Origin of the sequence: Pseudomonas weihenstephanensis (assembly GCF_001043055.1) — a bacterium.
GTDB classification, from domain to species: Bacteria; Pseudomonadota; Gammaproteobacteria; order Pseudomonadales; family Pseudomonadaceae; genus Aquipseudomonas; species Aquipseudomonas weihenstephanensis.
On the sequence record NZ_JYLF01000004.1, the window covers coordinates 37492 to 55927 of the forward strand.

Genomic DNA, 18436 nt, shown 5'->3' on the forward strand with positions numbered 1-18436 from the left:
TCATACGCTCCTTACCATCCGCCACAGCGCTAAACTGCCCATCACCTGCATAGCCAGTGCCGCCAACAGTAAATGCTGCCCCGCTGAGTCGTTCCATAACTTGGGCAAATAGCCCGGGTTGGTCAGTGAGAAATACGCCAATAAGAGAATCGGCAGCACGCCAAGCACGATGGCCGTGATGCGCGTTTCACCGGTCATGGCCTTGAGTTGACGAGCGCCCTGGTCACGCTCGCGAATCAGCACAATCAGGTTTTCCAGCAATTCGCTGGCGTTGCCGCCATAGCGATGGTTGACCCTCAAGCCGAGCGCAAACAGACGAAACTCTTCACGTTCATACAACTGGGCAAAGTCTTGCACCGCGTCGGGCAAGCTCACACCCAGCTGTACGTTGCGCGACACACGGCTGATGCCCGTTTTAAGCGGATCACTCGACGCCTCAATGGCCAGGAGCACGGCGTCAGCCAACGTGCGACCGGCCTTCAAGCTGCGCACGCAGTGATCAAGTAACTGCGGCAGTTGCTCAACCATGCGCCGCACCCGTCGGTGATAGCGCCAACTGATGAACACCCTCAACAGCAACGGCGGCAGCAACACACTGGCGATGAAAAATGACCACCCGCCCAGCAAACCAGCCACCGTGATCACACCCGCCCACAGGCCAATCCACAGCCCCAGGCGTTCAGAGGGGCGCCCTAACCCGGCTTGCAAAAAGGCCCGGTCCAACCAGGCCACGCCCACCGCCTTTGCGCCCGATTGAGGCTGCCCTTCGGCCAGGCGATCAAGCACCCGGCTGGTGGCAGGATCGCGCATCACATGAAAAACAATAAACAGTCCCAAGCCGAACATCAGCACAGCGAGCAAGAGCAATATCAGGGCCGGGATCATGGGCAGCGCCTCAGCCGTGGAGATTCACAATCGGTTCACGACGCAATTTGTCGCCCGCCGGGTTGAGTGCTTCGCGCATAAAGCCAAAACCGGTGCGCCGGTCCAGTCGAAACAGGGTGTTGGTCACGTAGACGTCATCGCGCACGCCGACCACTTCCAGCACCTCGCTGACACAGCGGCGTCCATCGGGCATGCGCGTCAGTTGAATAATCACATCCAGGGCGGCGCAGATCATTTGGCGCAAGGTTTTCTCTGCCACCGTACGCCCGGTCAGGCCCACCAGGGTTTCCAGGCGCAGCAGGGCATCCTGCGCGGTGTTGGCGTGCACGGTGCTCATCGAGCCGTCGTGGCCGGTGTTCATCGCCGTCAGCACATCGAGCACTTCGACGCCGCGAATCTCCCCCAGAATGATGCGGTCGGGGCGCATGCGCAGGGCGTTGCGAATCAAGTCGCTGGCTTTGACTTCGCCGTGGCCTTCGGCATTCGGCGGGCGGGTTTCCAGACGCACGACGTGCGGGTGCCCCAACTGCAATTCGGCGACGTCTTCAATGGTCACCAGGCGCTCGTACGGGTTGATCAACTGGCTGAGGATGTTGAGCAGCGTGGTCTTGCCGGTGCCCGTACCGCCGCTGATCAAAATGTTGCAGCGCTGGCCAACCGCCTCTTGAATAAACGCGTAAATCGCCTGGTCGATGGTTTGCATCGCCATCAGGTCAGTGCTTTTAAGCATGTCTTTACGAAACTTTCGAATCGACAGGCACGGGCCGTCCAGCGCAATCGGCGGGATGATCGCGTTCACTCGGCTGCCGTCCGGCATGCGCGCATCCACCATCGGCGAGGACTCATCGAGCCTGCGCCCCAGCGGCGCCAAAATACGCTGCATCACCCGTTCAACGTGGTGATCGTCAATAAAGCGCAGCTCGCTCTGGTGCAGGATGCCGTCGCGTTCAACAAACACCCGGTGCGGCCCGTTGACCAGAATTTCGGTAACGGCCGGGTCGCGCAGCAGCACTTCCAGCGGGCCGAAACCGGTCAGTTCGTCGACGATTTCTTCCGCCAAACGCTCCATTTCATAGCGCGAGATCGCCAGGTGCAGGCGGGATACGTACTCGGCAACTTTGTCCGTCACAAATTGCGACAACGCCTGACGGGAGTCTTCAAGCAGGTTTTTGCCGGACTCTTCGATCGCATCGATGATGTAGCGATGCAGCACCAGTTTCAGGCTGTCGTGATCGGCATGCCCATTCTTGGTATGCAGGCCCGCGCCGAATAATTTTTCGCCGCTCATTTAACCCCCCACAGACGGTTCAACCATTTGGCAGACGGTTTTTCCAGCCCCTCGGAACGTTTGGCAAAGCGCTCGCCCAAGGTTTTGAGGCCCTGACTCAGCGCTTCTCGCGGGGCCAACTCGAACAGGGTGGTGGCCTGGTTTTTGGCGTTCATGCGCAGTTCGTCGCTGGGGGGCAACGTGGCCAGTACTTCAAGGCCAAAACTTTTGGCCAGTGCATCGGCGTCCGGCGCGACGCCGCGCAGGTAACGGTCCACCAACAGTCGCGCATGTTCGAGCTTCATGCCCTTGGCGCGCCACAGGTTGAGAATGGCCAGGTTGCGGCGGCAATCGAGTACGTTTTGATCGGTGTACCACAGCAACTTGTCGCAATGGCTGACAAAGGTGCGCAAGGCTTCACTGTCAGGCTGGCCCGTGAGGTTCACCACAATGTGCTGAAAGTGCTGACGCAAGGCGCTGAGCAACATGTACAACTCGGCGGCGCTGGTGTGCTCCAGCGGTTCGTCGCTGTCACTGTAGGCCAAAATCCGCAGCCCGCCGGGGGCGGTGGTAAACGCACTGTCGATCAGCGTGCTGTCCAGGCGGCGCAAATGCCGCAAGGCGTCGCCAAAGTAGAACGTGCTTTCAAGGCCCAACATCGCGATGCTGTCGCCACGCGGCAAACCCAAATCCAGCAACAGCGTGTGTTGACCGCTCTTTTGCACCACCAGCCCCAGATGACTGGCCAGCAACGCGCCGTCCGCATTGCACTGCGCGCTGTACATCACGGTCAGGCCACCCAGTTGCGCGTTCGGCGTGACCGCTGGCAGACGCTTGCTCAGGCGCCGCACCAGCCCTGCGACCTCGCTGGAACGCGAGCCATAGGCGACAAAGTCGCGCGCTCCGGCGCGCATGGCGTTGAGCACCAGTTGGTTGTCCATGCCATCGCCCAACGCAACAATCGCCAGCATCGGCTTGGCTTCCAGCGCGCCTTCAATCAACGCGCACTGGGCCACAACTTTTTCGCGGTCCAGCCCCACAAACACCAGCCCGGCGAAGGTCACATCCACCAGTGCCAGCAGCTCGTCCAGGCTGCTGGTGCCCGCCCCCACCACTTGCCCCAGCGGCGCCAGCGCCCCCTGTAACCATTCAAGATCGGTGTTGTTGCGCGTCAGTGCGAGAAACGTCTGGCTCAGGCTTTCGCTCATTTGGATAACCCGCTACGGCGATTGAAATTGCCGTTTTCAAGGAAATACAGGCGATACCAATTGGGGTCGTAGTTGCGCAGTTTTTCGCCAGGCAACGACGGCAGTTGCGCGTTGGCCGCCAAGGGTTGAATCAAATGCGGGGTGACAATCATCAGCAACTCGCGTTCTTCGCGGCTGATGTTGGAGGAGCGGAAAAACGCCCCCAGAATCGGGATATCGCCCAGGCCGGGGAATTTATCCACTTGGGAGCTGTTGCGCGAGCTGATCAACCCACTGATGACAAAACTCTCGCCGTCGGCCAGGGAGATGCTGGTGTCGGTGCGGCGCACCGTCAGGCCGGGCACCAGCGTACCGGCGATGTTCACCGCATTGGTGTAATCCAGCTCGCTGACTTCGGGGGCGACTTTGAGCAGGATGCGATCACGGCTGACCACCGTCGGGGTCAAGGTCAGGCGGATACCGAACTCCTTGTACTCAATCGACACGTTATCGCTGCCGCTACTGGGCACCGGGATCGGCACCTCGCCTCCCGCCAGAAACGTCGCACTTTGACCGCTCAACGCGACCAGGCTTGGACGCGCCAGGGTGTAGGCAAAACCGCTGCCTTCCAGAGCATTGATCATCGCCCTTACCCGCCCGCCGCCAAAACCGATGTTGAAGTACTTGTTATTGGCGGGAGGGCCGCCCGTGATGATGTTTTCGGCCGTGGTAATCAGCGCGCCCGGCGAGCCGAGCAGAAAGTTGCTGCCCATGCCAAAAATCGAAGTACTGGCTTCCTGAAGCTTGGTGCGGCTGACTTCGACAAAACGAATGTCGGTCTGTACCTGACTGGGCAAGGTCGGGTCTTCAGAGGGTGCAAGGGACGCCGTGGTGAAGCCGCTGCTGGCCTTGCCTTTGACGAACACCATGCTCTGGCGTGGCGATTTGGAGCACGCGGTCCAGACCATCAAGCTGGTGGTGCCGGGGGCGACGCCCGTGAGCACAAAGGCACTGTCGCCATTGGCCTGCACATCGGCAATGGTCGGGTCGCCCACTGCAATGCGGGTAATGCTGACCGGAGAATCCAGTGCTTGCTGGGTGCCTTGCGCCACTTCCAATACGGAGGGCAATGCCCCCAATGACGCGCAACTGGCCGAGGCCGCCGAGGCCATTTGCACACACACACCAGTTAACACCAGCGTCCAGACAGCGCATTTGAACAGCGGCACACAACGTTGACTCATGCTGGACTTCCTTGCAGATCAGGAATTTTTATTGGGCAGGCTGTTGGGCGGTTTGAGCGCCCCGAATAATCTCGATACCGCGCACCCGAGGGGCGCCAGCAGGGCGAGTGGCCGGGGCTTTGGCCGGGCTTGCCATGGCTAATTGATTGAACTGATAAAGCCCGCGCCTGGCCGCTTGCACATTGCTGGAGGCGTCTTCATCGCCCGACCAGTACTTGCTCAAACGCTGCTCTTGCGCGCTGCGCACCGCCAGACGCAACGTCCCGGCCTGCGTCGCGAGCATTAATTGATTGACCAACGGTTCGGGAATGGCGAGCACCACCGTGCGTGCACTGACCCGGCGCGCCGCTTGCTGTTGAGCCTGCTCGGGCGTGGGTGCCGCACTGGCGGGCTGGCCGTCACTGGTCAGCCCCAGTTCATCGCCCAGACTCAACACCCGCACCGCCGGCAGCACCAGTTGCGCCGAGGGTTCAGGGTTGGCGGTGTCCTGGCGCAGAAACAACAAAATATCAACGTAATCACCGGGGCCAAACTGCCCGGCAGCACCGCTCACCTCGTCAATTGCCACGGCCAGCGCACGCTCATCCGGGCGAATCATGCGCGCCAGCGGCCCGCCCACTTCGAAGCTTTGTTCGGTCAGCCAAGTGCCTGCATTGAGAGCGCGCCACGGCGTTCGCCCCACCGCCTGTTCGATAGAGGTCAAGCTGCCAATGGGCGCTGTGCGCAATTTTTCCAGCGTCAAATCTTCGGCAGTCAGGGCCACATGCGGGGCTACATCACGGCTCAACACCACCACCGATTGCTTGGTCTGATCCTCAAGATTAGCGGCGCCCTGCTCCACCACTTGGGCCACAGGAACGGGGGCAACAGGCTGATTGCGGGTCAACATCAACCCCCAAAAACCGGCAGCAATGGCGCCTAAAAAAAGGACGCCGGCCAGTACCAGACTGCGACGATTGTTCATATTGGCACTCCCTTCCCACTGCGTATGGCAGACGAAAAATCATTCGCAATCAGGTAGCTATGAACGTCAAGACGGCTTGCAACCATTTCGCTATTTGAAGGTAGCGCAGCTAGGACAAAACGCCATTACTGAGCGGATTATTTCTAGCTGATAAATCAGACACTTTGATTTGTTTACCTTTTTTGGATCCGCTTCGCCTGACCTGGATGGATTAATACTTTGTGATTAATCCTTTCTTACAGTTGTGAGCTTGAGCTTTGTTGACAATGCTGTGGTGGCAAATAGGAATTATGTCGCACCACCGTTACACAGTGCCCGCCTCGGCGCACTAACACTAAGGAGAAGTCTGATGCTTTTAGATACTGTTCTTAAAGTGTATGCGCCAGCTCAGGCGTTCTGTGTCTATCACACCCAACAACTGATTAAGCGCAAGGACGGGGCGGCGGGTATTGAATACGTGGTGATTGTGGGGATCGTTGCACTGGCAATTATTCTTTTTGCAACCCCCTTTACAGATGCTATTAAAAGTACTTTAAACAAAGTCGTGACTGCCTTGGGCGGCACGACGGTGACGTAAGAGCACAGAGGGGAAACATATTTGACCGTTCCATTTTTACAGGACAGCAAGATGACAACCTCTTCGTCACGCCAACAACTGCTTCTCGTGGATGACGAAGAGGACGCACTTCTGGAGCTGGCCGAGCTGCTGGAGGGCGAGGGTTTTTGTTGCTTTACCGCGGTGTCAGTCAAGATCGCGCTGCAACAGCTGACCAAACACCCCGACATTGCGCTGGTCATCACCGACCTGCGCATGCCTGAAGAAAGTGGTATTTCGCTGATCAAGCGCCTGCGCGAACACACCGCCCGCCAACATCTGCCGGTGATTGTCATGTCGGGCCATGCCGACATGGACGACGTCAGTGATTTGCTGCGCTTGCAGGTGTTGGACCTGTTCCGCAAACCCATTTACCACGCACGCCTGCTCGACACCCTCAACAACCTCTTCCCATTGCCCACCCTAAGTCTGGCTGAGCACTGATCCTCCCGTTATTACGAGCGCTGCACCCCGCGTAGGAACTGCCGCTGGCTGCGATGTTTAACGTGGCAGGTCCAACATCGCAGCCTTGGTCAGCCACCCCAAGTACGTCTTACAACTGGTAACTGAAGCTCAAGGTGTAGCGCGGGCGACGGTTGAAGCTGTCCAGCGCCATGTCGGACATGGGTTTGGCCACTTCGAGGGCGATGTTGTAATAACGCTTGTCGCCAAAACGCAGACCCACGGCCGCCGATGACATGTCCGAACCTTTGAACGGTAAATCGTTGAACCAGGTTTTGGCCTTGTCCAGCACCCCATACGGTTGCAGCAATTTCACCCACTCACCGTCCCGGTTGAAGCTGTAGTTGACCTCATATGCCACCCCCCAGCCTTTGTCGCCGGAGGCTTGGTCATCGGGGTAGCCACGGCCAAAGTTCTGCCCACCAAACACCGCGCGCTCACTGTCGGGCAGGCTGTCGCTGCTCCAATACAACGCGCCGGACATCACGCCCTGCCAGTTTTCAAAGAAGGTGTCACTCTGTACGCCCGACAGGCGCAGGCGGAAAAAATCGAGGTCGTATTGGTTACCGGTCAGACTGGTTTCGCTCTTGGCACCCAAGCCATTCATGCCCTGGTACAAACCGGCGCTGACGATGCGCAATTGCTTGGCATTGGATTTGCGCCAATCCCCCTCAAACGCCAAGGCACGCACATCGGTTTTTTCACTGATGCTGACCGGAAAACCGACCACATCGTAATCCGTCCTGTCGTTCACGCCATACAGACGCGCGCCGACGCTGAGCCACTGGTTCGGCGCGGCAATCAGCGGATGGCTGACGCCAATCGAGAAGCGATCATTCTCGCGATGCGGTTTGAGTTCAAAGCCGTCGCTGGTGGCAATGCTGCTGCCGGGGTCGCTGCGATAGCGCGCACCGTACAGGCTCAACTGGGTGCCTTCGGCATTCAGGTATTGGCTGTAGTCGATGCGGTAGTAATGTTCTTTGTCGTTACCCGGCGGGAACAGCCCGCTCAACGTCAGTTGCTCAGCCATCGCCGTTTGCGAGTTGCTGCTCACACCCAACAACGCCTGCGTGCTGTCACGGCTGCCTTGGGTGAGGCTCATGCTGGTGGTGAACGGCTTGCGGCTGGCGTTGATGGTCAAGGTTGAGGCGCCATCGGTGGTGCCCGGTGGCGGCACTTGCGCTTGCAGGGTGACGCCCGGAATGCGGCCCATCAGCGTCGCGTAGCGGTCGAAGGTTTTACGCGTCAAAGGGCGCTCGCCCTTGAGCTTGTCCACCAACTCATCAATAAAGCCTTTCACCCGACCGACATCGCCTTGCACGGTGTAGTCACGAATGTAGCCTTCCACCAGCACCACCCGGACCAGTCCTTGCGCAAAGTCCTGCGGCGGGAGATAGGCGTAAGACAGCAGATAACCATCGGTTTGATAGCGCGTGGTGAGGGTGCGCGTGGCATCGATCAGTTGTGCCAGGCTGATTTCATGCCCAAGCAGCGGTTGATACGCCGCGCCCAACTCCTTGAGCGGGTACACCGTGCCCCCTTCAATCTGCAATTTACGAATGGTCAGCTTCGTGCCCATGACCAGCGGCGGTGGTTCGACGGCCCCAGGCTTAGGGAGTTGCAACGCAGGCTTTTGCGGGCGATAAGCATCGACCGGCAGGTTGGGCGTGGGCAGGGTTTGCATCGTGTCGTTGCTGTTGAGAAAACGCGGCAGCGGCTCAGCCAACGCATACGGGGTCAAAGCCAGACACAGAAGAGGAACGCAAGTACGCATATGACACTCCTTGGTCAACAACCGCGACATGACGAGGTGGACGCGTCGTCTGACTGCAACGCTACCCGGTGCAATTCCTACATTCCTCGCATGAAAAAAGACGAGAGATTCATCTGAACCTCTCGTCTCAACCAACTGTAGGCGCTGTAGGTAAGGCCGTCGAACCGGCCAGGTGCAATTCGTTAGTTTTTCTTGCCCAGATTGCCCAGGCCACCGAGTACGCCACCCAGACCACCGGTTGCAGCCCCGCCCTGAGCGGGTGTGCCACCGTTCAACAGCCCCCCGACAGCCCCCACTGTAGCGCCCACGGTATTGACCGTTTGACCGACCGCGCTCACCACTTGATTGTTGCTGCCCGCATCCACTTTGACCCCGACACTGCTGACGGCACCGCCCACTTGATTGAGCAGGCCACTGACCGGTGCGCCCACGCCCGTCGCCGCCCCGACGTTTTGCGTGACCGTCGTCACCGCACTGGTGACCGGGTTAAGCGCTGTGCCGACCGTGGTGGTGACTGCGGCCAAAGGCGCTCCGGCTGCGTTATTTGCGACACCTGTGCCGCCCAACGCCCCACCGATGGACGCCACGGTATTGCCGATGGCATTGCCATTAGCCCCCGCCGCATCCACCACACCACTGGTGCTGCCACCTGCCAGACCGGTGCTGACACCGTTGACCACGCCACCGACGGTTTCCAGCAAGCCGGCGCCAGCGATGCCCGGCAAACCACCTGAACCACCCCCCGCGCCACCCCCCGCGCCACCACCGGTGGCCGGAGCAGGATTGACATAGCCCCCGGCTTTATCGGTTGCACCCGCGACGCCGCCCAGCACACCCCCTACCAGGCTGGTGACCGGGTTGCCATTACCCGTGCCCGCCACCTTGTCACCGAGGCCACCGACCACCGTGCCTACTTTGTTCAGCAAACCGTCCACGGGAGCGCCAACGCCTGTCGTTGTGCCCACTTTGCCGGTGACGTTTTCCACCAGTGAGATCACCGGCACCAGCACCTTGTCATTCACCCCACCCGTCACCTTACCCAACGGTCCGGTCGTGACAGAGCCGGTCAAGGTATTGCCAAGCATCGTGACGGTATTGCCCAAATTGCCCACTACACCGCCAGTTGCGTCCGTGACTTTATTCACGACACCGCCCACCACCGGTATCTGGTTGATCGGCGTGTTGTCGATCAGGGTGCTGACACCCGTGCCCAGCGATGTGACGCCTTTACCCAGGTCGCTCACCGCAGTCGTCGCGCCTGCCACAGTGATGCCCAGCGAGTCTTTGTCAGTGCCCAGGGTGCCGATGCCCTTGTTGATACCGTCTGTGACCGAGGTCACCGCATTACCGGTATTGACCACCAGACCGCCGGCTGCGCCTACCACGGGTACGCCGGTCAAGGTGTTGCCCAGGCCACTGACCGTTGTGCCCACACCGCCGAGCGCCGTGCCAATCTGGCTGACAACCTGACCGGTGACTAACGGCGTGGTCCCTGCGCCTGTGCCGCCGCCAGTTCCGCCGCCAGTTCCGCCACCCGTGCCACCGCCCGTGCCGCCGCCAGTTCCGCCACCGGTGCCACCGCCCGTGCCGCCGCCAGTTCCGCCACCGTTGCCGCCGCCTGTGCCACCACCAGTTCCGCCACCGGTGCCGCCTGTGCCACCACCAGTTCCACCACCAGTTCCGCCACCAGTTCCGCCACCGGTGCCGCCGCCTGTGCCACCGCCCGTTCCGCCACCGGTGCCGCCGCCTGTGCCACCACCAGTTCCGCCACCGGTGCCGCCGCCATCGCCACCTCCGGTGCCACCGCCCGTTCCGCCATCGCCACCGCCAGTTCCACCATCGGTTCCGCCGCCCGTACCGCCATCGCCTGCGCCTGTGCTGCTGTCGGGAGTACTGGCCGCTACATGACTTTTAGAACCGCCACCGCCGCTGCTGCAACCCGACAGGCTGACAGTCATGACCAACAGTAAGGCAGTACTTGTTTTTAACCACAGTTGAGTATTCATGATCGATTCCCTTGCACCTGCTTGCCTGAGTTCGAAGGTTCTCTGCTCTGTCGTCAGAGATACGTTCATCCGTTACAGACATAACAACCCCAAGGGCCTGTTTGAACAATTCACAACTTGGTATTAACCCCTTCTATAACGAGGCGTTTAATGCTCTTTGGGATTAATACCTAGGGAGGGATCGGGGTTAAAAAAACCCTGAAATATCACGGAATTCTCACGCTTTAAAAAAACTTCGTCAGCCGACTATAACGAACGCTATAACCGCAATTGACACCGTGGCTGTAGTCGCTGCCGCAGGCTGCGATGGACTGCCTGGCAGGCCCGTTTCCTCGACAACCCCACGGGCTTAATCGCAGTCTGCGCCAGCCACTACAGCGAGTTACTCCACCACGCTGAACCCGACTCGCGCAGTTTGCCCGCCTTCGTCGAGTACGCTCAGCTCATAACGCCCGCGTTGCTCCAGCGTAGTGCTGAGTGAGTCCTGGTGAGCGCTGTCGCCCAATGGCGCACCATTGAGAAACCACCAACGGCGCCCGTCCCCACCCAACGCCGACACCGTGAGCCGTAGCGCTTGCACACTGGCGGCAGGCTGGCGCAAACGGTCACCGTCGCGCACGCCCACAATCGACAGCGGCGTGACCGAATGCAGCGCAGGCGGCGGGCACTGCGTGGAGGCTTTGGGCAAGCGCGCTTCACGTCGCTCAACCCTGGGCAGCCACGGCTCCAGCGGCGCAGGCCACAGGGCGACGTCTTGCTCCTGCGCGCCGGGGCACTGCGCCCCCACACGTAAACCTTGTGCATTGACCCATATCGTTTCGCGCAAGCCCACGCCCAAAGGTTGGTCCGCCGCCAGCAAGGTGGGCGGCGTGGTGTGATCCAGCGTCCAGGCAAAGCGCTGGCGTCGGCAGTTAGGATCTGCCTTGTTCAGCGGCTGCCCCAACGGCCAACAAATGGCCGCCACCCCGACATTGCCCGGCACCGCTTGCACCGGCGCGACAATACCGCGCTGGCTGTCGCGGTTACTCAAGACATCGTGCACTTGCAGCATCAGCGGTGCTGCCGACGCCAGGCCGAACTGGCCGGGCACCGGCGTGCCGTCCGGGCGCCCGATCCACACGCCAATCAAATAACGCGGCCCTACGCCTATCGCCAGTGCATCGCGAAAGCCATAACTGGTGCCAGTTTTCCACGCCAGCAACGGCCGCTGTACCAGTTCGGCACGAGGATCACGATCAGGGCGTGCCTGACCACTGAGGATGCGCCGGATAACCCAGGCTGAACCCGGCGATAACAAACGACGCTCATGAAGTTCATCGCTGGGTTGCAAGCGCACATTGGCGCTTTTACCGTCGCGCGCCAATGCACTGTAACCACTGACCAGGTCTTCCAGTCGGCTGCCTGCGCCGCCCAGAATCAATGCCAGGTTGGGCTCCGCCAGCGCAGGCAAACTCAAGGGCACGCCGCCATTGCGCATGTCCGCGGCGAACCGTTTCGGCCCGTAGGCTTCGAGCAATTGCACCGCAGGCAGGTTAAGCGACATGGCCAACGCCGCACTGGCCGACACCGGGCCACTGAAGCCCATCGAGAAATTCCCCGGCCGGTAATCGCCGTAGCGCCGTGGCACGTCTTGCAACAGCGACTCGGAATGAATCAGCCCTGCGTCCATCGCCATGCCGTACAAAAACGGCTTGAGCGTGGAACCCGGCGAACGCAGCGCGCTGATCATGTCCACATGGCCAAAGCGCCGCGTGTCGTTGATGTCCACCGACCCCAAGTACGCACGCACCGCCATGTTCTCGGTCTCGACCACCACAATGGCCGCCGAGGTGTGGTCGGGCAACCGGGCGCGCCAGCCCAGCAGCAGGTCTTCAAGGCGACGCTGCAAGTTGGCATCCAGTGTGGTGCGGATCAGCGGCGGGCTGTGGGGGCGATTCAAGCGCCGCGCCAGCAACGGCGCCAGGCTTGGCTCCAGACGTGGAGCCAGCAACAACGGCTCTTGCAGTGCTTCGTCCACCGCCGTTTGTGGCCACACCCGGTACTCGGCCACGCGCCGCAGCACTTTGTCGCGCGCCACCTGCGCCCGCGCCGGGTGCCGGTCAGGGCGCAACCGGCTCGGGGCTTGTGGCAGCACGGCCAACAGCGCCGCTTCGGAATGCGTGAGGTGCTGCGGCGACTTGCCCAAGTAGGCCCAACTGGCCGCCGCAACACCTTGCAAGGTGCCGCCAAACGGCGCGCGATTGAGGTACAGGTTGAGGATCTGGTCCTTGGACAAATGCCATTCCAGCTGGGCCGTGCGCCACAGTTGGCGCACCTTGCCGGTCAGTGTGCGCTCGTGCGGATCGAGCAGGCGCGCAACCTGCATCGACAAGGTGCTGCCGCCCGACAACACGCGCCCGCCCGTGAGGTTCTGCCACGCCGCACGCCCCAGCGCCAACGGGTTCACGCCGGGGTGACGGAAAAACCAGCGGTCTTCATAGGTCAGCAACGCGTCGAGGTAATACGCCGACACCTCGTCCGTGCTCACCGGGTAGCGCCACACGCCGTTGGCATCGGCGAAGCGCCACAGCGGTGTGCCGTCTTCGGCCAGCACCACGCGGGCCAAGTCATCCTTGGGCAACGGCAGCGGCCACAACCGGTCGGCCAGCCACAGCAAGGCGCACGCCAGCAGCACGCTGGCGAGGCTGCAGCACAGGATCTTTTTAAGCCGGGTCGACACTAACATTCGCCGGTTACGCAACTTTGCATCCTGACTGGTTGCCCAATGGGTATCTCTGGCACAGTGGCCGTCTTATTAATCGGAACATCCCCCATGCACGTCGAAAGTTTTGTTGGAAATCTGGGCCTATGGTTGGGCACGTTGGTGCGCTGGATCGTCGAAAGCCTGAGTGGTCTGTTCAACGCGATCACCCAGGCGGGCGGTAATTTCATCGATGGCATGGCCCGTGCGCTGGGCATGGACACCTCGATCGTGAGCATCGCCGTGCTGGTCATCGGGTTGCTGTTTTTGTACAACGCGGTACGCGCCTTCATGCGGGCGTCCATCATCGGCGGCGTCATCTGGCTGCTATTGGGGCTGTGGGTGTTGAGTTGGGTCATTAGCTGAAACACCGTGCAACAGGAGCGAGCGGGCCTCACTCCTGCTGTAGGGGGTTAGCGGCCCTTGATCACCATGTCACCCGGTGTTTCGCCTACGGCTTGCCAGTTGGGGCGGTACATCGACTCCACTTGCGGTGGCGGCACACGGTAGGTGCCAGGCGTCACGGCCCGCGCCAGGTACAACAAGTGCGCGGTGCCATAACCGTTCAGGTTGAGGGCGGCCACATAACGGTCGTCGCGATACTCCTGATGCTGCACGCTGGCGTTCTGCATCGACTCGCGCCATTGCTTGACCTGGCTGCTGGCGTTTTCAAGGCTGGCAGCGCTTTGGCCCAGGTTCTGGTTTTCCAGTTCAAGCCCCGCTGGCAGCAAGTCCACCACCAAGGCATCCGGTACGCGCTGCTTGGCCGTTACGGCCAGGTGCACCAATACCAGATCGCCGCTTTGCAAGTTTTTCAGGTTCAACGGTTCGCCGTTCATGCCCAGATAGTCACGGCGGATGCTCATGTTTTCCCCCCCCGCGGCGGGTGCCTGCTGTGGATAACCCGAAATCGTCAGCTGTTGGTACACCGGCACGCTGCCTTGGTTGCGCAGGGTCAGCGGTGATGCCAACAGCGGCCCCTCCAGTTTGAGCCCCGGCTGGGCGTTGTTCAGCTCACGGGTTTGGCCGGCGCTGGTGAGTTGCGCCGACCAGTCCTGTTCAGGTTTGCTCAACAAATCACGACCGGCGAGGAACAACGAGTTGCGCTCCTGGGTCGACAACCACGGGTTTGCAGCCAGTTGGTCAGACAGCGCGAACATACGGGCTTCGCGCTGGCCGCTCATCAGGTTGTTTTCTTCGAGCAGGGCCAGAATCAGCGCCTGATCACGCAGTGGGCTGCCGTAATCACCCAGCCACTCATTGGCTTTGCGGGTCACGGCCAAACCCGCCACCAAGGCTTGATCGGCGCGAGGCTGGTCACCCATCTTTTGCAAGGCAATCGACAGCTGCACCAGCGGCAGACCTGAACGGGCATCACTGCGACGCTCAAAAATACTGCGCAGCGCCCCCAACGGTGCTTGCTGACTGCGCGCCAATACCAGGGCGGCGTACGCTTGCACGGCAAAGCGGGTGTGATCGAGGTTGTCGCTGTAATCGGCTTCGATCAGGTTGCGCTCCTGCACGTAACGCAGCAGGCGCTCGCTGGCCTTTTTCAGCGCGTCAGGCGGCACCGCGTAACCTTGGTCGCGGGCGCGCAACAGGAAGTCGGTGACATACGCCGTCAGCCAATACTCTTCCTGACCGTCTGCGCCCCACAGGCCAAAGCTGCCGTTGTAACGCTGCATGCCCAACAGGCGTTCAATGCCCATCTCGATTTTGCGTTTACGCTCGGCATCTGGCTCGCCTTCAAGGCCCAGCCGTTTAAGCAAGGCTGCATCGGCATACAACGCCGGGTACAAACCACTGGCGGTTTGTTCGGAGCAACCGTACGGGTACGCCTTGAGCGCACGGATCTGTTCGCCCAGGTTCAACGGCGGACGGCTCGACAGGCTGAGCAAGGCTTCACGCCCCGCTGGCTCGAACGCGTGCAACTCGCCTTCAGGCAGGCTCCAAGGCTGATCGTTAAGCACGGTGCGGTAATGCTTGAGCAGCGCCGGGTACGCCGGGCGTACGCCCAAGGTCCATTGGCGGGTGAACGGTGCCAGTGTTTCACCCGGCAGGTTCAGCCCGTTGACCGTGACGTTCACCTGCCCGGTGCCGTAGCCACCCAAGGCTTTGACCGGGATCTGCAAGGTGCTGCGCTGACCGGGGCTGAGCGTCACTTTTTGCGTGTCCAGGCCCAGCAGGCTGAGTTGACCTTCGGTGTTCAAACGCACATCGAGGGTTTGCGGGGTGTCGGTGAGGTTGGACAGGTCCAGCGCCAGCCGAGTCTCGTCGCCGCCCGCCATGAAACGCGGCGCAGCCAGCTCGGCCACCAGCGGTGCGGCGACCACGGTGGTGGCTTGCGCCATGCCGTAGCGGTCGTCGGTCCACGCTTGCGCCATCACGCGCAGCTCGCCGTTGAAGTCGGGAATATTGACGCTGACTTCGCCTTCGCCCTGCTCGTTCAGGGTCACGGGGGCGCTTTGCAGCGCGACGATGGTCACGCTGGTGGCCGGGCGCTTGCCGCCTTTGGCCAGCGCCGCGTCACCGCCGAACGCCATGCTGGCCAAACGGCCCTGCCCGGCTTCGATCAGTTGCCCGTAAATATCCAGTTGGTCAGCACCATAGGCCTTGCGCCCAAACAGGCTGACGTACGGGTCGGGTGTCGGGTAGTCGGTGATATTGAGTACGCCCACGTCCACCGCCGCCAGCAACACATGGGCTTGTTTGGGGATACTGCCGTCTGCGTTTTTGGCGCGGATCTTGACCGTCAGCGGTTGCTTGGGGCGCATCTTTTGCGGGGCATCCAGCGTCAGCGCCAGCTTACGCTGTGAACGATCCAGCGGCAGGTGCAGCACGCCCACGGCGCGTTTCGGGGTGATGTTGGTTTTGCGCTCGCCGGGACGAATCACCAGCGCGCTGACATACAAATCGTGACGCGCCCAGCGCGGATCCAGTTTGACGTCGAAGGTTTTGCCCTCGGCTGGCACGTCGATTTCTTCCCACCACAGCGGGCCATCGCTGCCTTCAACCAGCAAGTAGCCTTTGCCTGCGGCGGGCGGTGTGACGGTGACGTTGGCCGTGTCGCCATCGGCATACGCGGCTTTGTCCAAGGCCAGCTTGACCTGATCGGGACGCACAGCACCGCCTTCGGCGTTGTCTTGTGCCTGATACCCGGCCCAGAATCGCAGGCTGCTGATCAGCCCGGTTTTCGGGTCTTGCACTTCAACCCGGTACGGGCCCCATTCCACCGGGAAACTGACTTTAGCCGTGCCGCCTGCTTTGAGGCTCACGGTTTCTTCGCCCAGATTCAAAAACTTCTCGTTGTAGTGATAGCTCCAGCCATCGTTGTCCGAGTAGTTCCAGTAGTAGTCACGGCGCTCACGAATCAGGCGCACGTTGACGTTATCGGCCGCCAGTTTGTTGCCCGCGTTGTCCGCAATCAGCACCTCGAATTCAGCCGGGCCGTCGCCGTTGGTTTCCGTGCCCTCAAACAGGCCGCGCACCCCCGGCAGGCGTTCGGCAGGCCACACCGGTTGCACCAGTCGGCGGGTAATGGGGCGCCCGCCCGACTCTTGCAAACTGGCTTGCACGATCAATTGCAGCGGCGATTTGGCGTCACTCCACTTGCTTTCAAGGCTGATGGTTTCTTCGCCTTGCGCGTTGAGCACGCTTTCATCGAGCTCAAAGTCCTGGGTCAATTCCTGTTCGGTCACCGAACCAAATTGATAGCCGGGCAAGGCTTTAACCGCTTCACGCAAAGGACGCACATAGACCTGACCACTCAGGCGATTTCCGGCCGCCGGGGCGCCGTACAAATAGCGGCCATTGACCTGAATCTCGGCGGTTTGATCGGGACGCAGCGGCGTATCGCTGCCCTTGAGTTCCAGCGCCAGGCGTTCGGGCAGGAAGTCTTCAACCAAAAACTCATAGAGCTGCGGTTTGCCGTCACCCAGGTCAAACACCAGTTGCCAGCGCCCGGTCGGGGCTTCGCTGGCCAGTTGCAGCGGGTATTGGTAGAAACCCGATGCATCCGGCTCCCAGACAAACTTGCGGCTGACCTGCTCGTCCGGGCGACGCACTTCAACACTCACCGGCTGTGGCTTGACCGGGTTGCCATCACGGTCGCGCAGCAAGGCGTTGAGCAACACGGTTTCGCCGGGGCGATACAAATCACGCGGGCCAAACACAAAAAATTGCAGCGGGTGTGCCTGCGGGCCGCCGATGTCGAACTCGGCCAGGTCCAGCGCGGCGGTGTTCAAACGCAGCAGGCTGGTTTGATCGCCCTGACGCGCCAACAGCACCTCGGCCTTGGGCGGCAATGCCAGCTCGGCATGGCCGTCCTTGCCGGTCTTGCCTTGGGCGAGCATTTTGCCTTTGCCGTCGAGCAGTTCCAGCGCCACGTCGCCTAGCGCACTGCCGCCTTCCAGCGCCTGCGTGAAGACATCCAGACGCTTCTGATAACGGTGTACCGAAAGGCCAATATCACTGAGCGTGAACAGGGTGGCGGGGGTTGAATAGTTGTAAGTGCCGCTGGCTTTCATCACCGCCAGGTACACCCCCGGCTGCTGCAACGGTTTGATGCCCGAGGTGGGCAGGATCACGGTTTCGCGGGTATTGCGTGCCGGATTCAGGTCAAAGCGCGCGCCGTACACCAGGTCGGCCATGCCCAGCAGGTCCTTGGCCTCATAGCTTTGCAGGCTGCTGTTGCGGCCCCATTGGCTGAGAAACGCCGGCAAGGATTCGGGCTTGACCCGAAAGAACTCCACATCGACTTTATCGACGTTCAGCGCAATGACGGGCAAGCCTTCGGCCAGACGGGTCGGTAGCAGCGTGCCGCGGCTGGCGAAGCCGACAGTGGGTTGCAGGTCGCGGGTTTCGAGACGGCTGACATACTCACCAGCCAGTTTGGCGTCGTTGACTGCCCGCAAGCCGGGGTCAACCGTGAGGATCAATTTGCGCTGCGGCTCAAGGTGGCGCAGACGCAATTCCATCAAGTTGTCGGAGAGTTCCCAGGCACCGTCGACCTTGCCGGTCTTGGCATCCACCAGATGCAATTTATCGCCAAAATGTTGCTGCGGGTCCAACGGCACCGAGAAACTCACAGACAAGGTGCTGGCACCATCCAGTTGCACTTCGGAAACATCCACCACGCTTAACTCGCGCCCGGCGTAGCGCTGGGCGAGGGTTTTGACATCCTGCACCGGTTTGGCGGCTTGCGCTGCAACTGACGCCGAGGGCGCCGCAGGCTTGCCGGAAGACGAAGAGTCGCAAGCGCTCAGCAGCGCCAGCGCGCAGGCCAGGAACAGTCCTTTGTTAAGCATGGTGTA

General features: G+C 61.0%; 12 protein-coding genes. 3 read left to right on the top strand and 9 right to left on the bottom strand.

What is annotated here, in order from left to right; translation table 11 throughout:
- Genes TU86_RS10955 through cpaB form a run of 5 tightly spaced genes read right to left on the bottom strand, consistent with a single transcriptional unit; the run spans position 1 to position 5547 of the window.
- The gene (locus TU86_RS10955; protein WP_048364342.1) at positions 1–885 is read right to left on the bottom strand and encodes a type II secretion system F family protein; all 885 of its coding nucleotides are present in this window, start codon (positions 883–885) and stop codon (positions 1–3) included.
- Positions 886–895: 10 nt separating this feature from the next.
- Positions 896–2173, bottom strand: coding sequence for a TadA family conjugal transfer-associated ATPase (locus tag TU86_RS10960; RefSeq protein WP_048364343.1), 1278 nt, complete (start codon positions 2171–2173; stop codon positions 896–898).
- Complete coding sequence (locus TU86_RS10965; RefSeq protein WP_048364344.1) at positions 2170–3360, bottom strand: CpaE/TadZ family protein; 1191 nt, start codon at positions 3358–3360, stop codon at positions 2170–2172. Before TU86_RS10965 ends, TU86_RS10960 begins: the two co-directional genes overlap by 4 nt.
- A complete protein-coding gene (locus tag TU86_RS10970) occupies positions 3357–4583 on the bottom strand; it encodes a type II and III secretion system protein family protein (protein WP_048364345.1) in 1227 nt (408 codons plus the stop codon). The genes TU86_RS10965 and TU86_RS10970 overlap by 4 nt, the downstream gene beginning before the upstream one ends.
- 28 nt (positions 4584–4611) lie before the next feature.
- Entirely contained in the window at positions 4612–5547 is a 936-nt protein-coding gene (gene cpaB, locus TU86_RS10975) for a Flp pilus assembly protein CpaB (protein ID WP_048364346.1), read from the bottom strand.
- 349 nt (positions 5548–5896) lie between these two features.
- Between cpaB and TU86_RS10980 the strand changes: the two genes are divergently transcribed.
- On the top strand, positions 5897–6124 hold the full coding sequence (locus TU86_RS10980; RefSeq protein ID WP_048364347.1) for a Flp family type IVb pilin: 228 nt from the start codon (positions 5897–5899) through the stop codon (positions 6122–6124).
- Between the two features lie 51 nt (positions 6125–6175).
- The gene (locus TU86_RS10985) at positions 6176–6586 is read left to right on the top strand and encodes a response regulator (protein WP_048364348.1); all 411 of its coding nucleotides are present in this window, start codon (positions 6176–6178) and stop codon (positions 6584–6586) included.
- Between the two features lie 109 nt (positions 6587–6695).
- On the opposite strand, the gene TU86_RS10990 is transcribed toward TU86_RS10985, so the two are convergent.
- From TU86_RS10990 to pbpC, 3 genes are all read right to left on the bottom strand, one after another.
- Positions 6696–8378 carry a ShlB/FhaC/HecB family hemolysin secretion/activation protein gene (locus TU86_RS10990; RefSeq protein ID WP_048364349.1) on the bottom strand — a complete coding sequence of 561 codons (1683 nt, stop codon included), beginning with the start codon at positions 8376–8378 and terminating at the stop codon, positions 6696–6698.
- Positions 8379–8560: 182 nt separating this feature from the next.
- The gene (locus TU86_RS10995; protein WP_082152881.1) at positions 8561–10384 is read right to left on the bottom strand and encodes a collagen-like triple helix repeat-containing protein; all 1824 of its coding nucleotides are present in this window, start codon (positions 10382–10384) and stop codon (positions 8561–8563) included.
- A gap of 382 nt (positions 10385–10766) precedes the next feature.
- Complete coding sequence (gene pbpC, locus TU86_RS11005) at positions 10767–13109, bottom strand: peptidoglycan glycosyltransferase PbpC (RefSeq protein WP_082152882.1); 2343 nt, start codon at positions 13107–13109, stop codon at positions 10767–10769.
- Positions 13110–13196: 87 nt separating this feature from the next.
- Between pbpC and TU86_RS11010 the strand changes: the two genes are divergently transcribed.
- Positions 13197–13490, top strand: a complete 294-nt coding sequence (locus TU86_RS11010; RefSeq protein ID WP_048364350.1) for a hypothetical protein — start codon at positions 13197–13199, stop codon at positions 13488–13490.
- Positions 13491–13537: 47 nt separating this feature from the next.
- On the opposite strand, the gene TU86_RS11015 is transcribed toward TU86_RS11010, so the two are convergent.
- A complete protein-coding gene (locus tag TU86_RS11015; RefSeq protein WP_048364351.1) occupies positions 13538–18430 on the bottom strand; it encodes an alpha-2-macroglobulin family protein in 4893 nt (1630 codons plus the stop codon).
- Positions 18431–18436 lie beyond the last annotated feature (6 nt).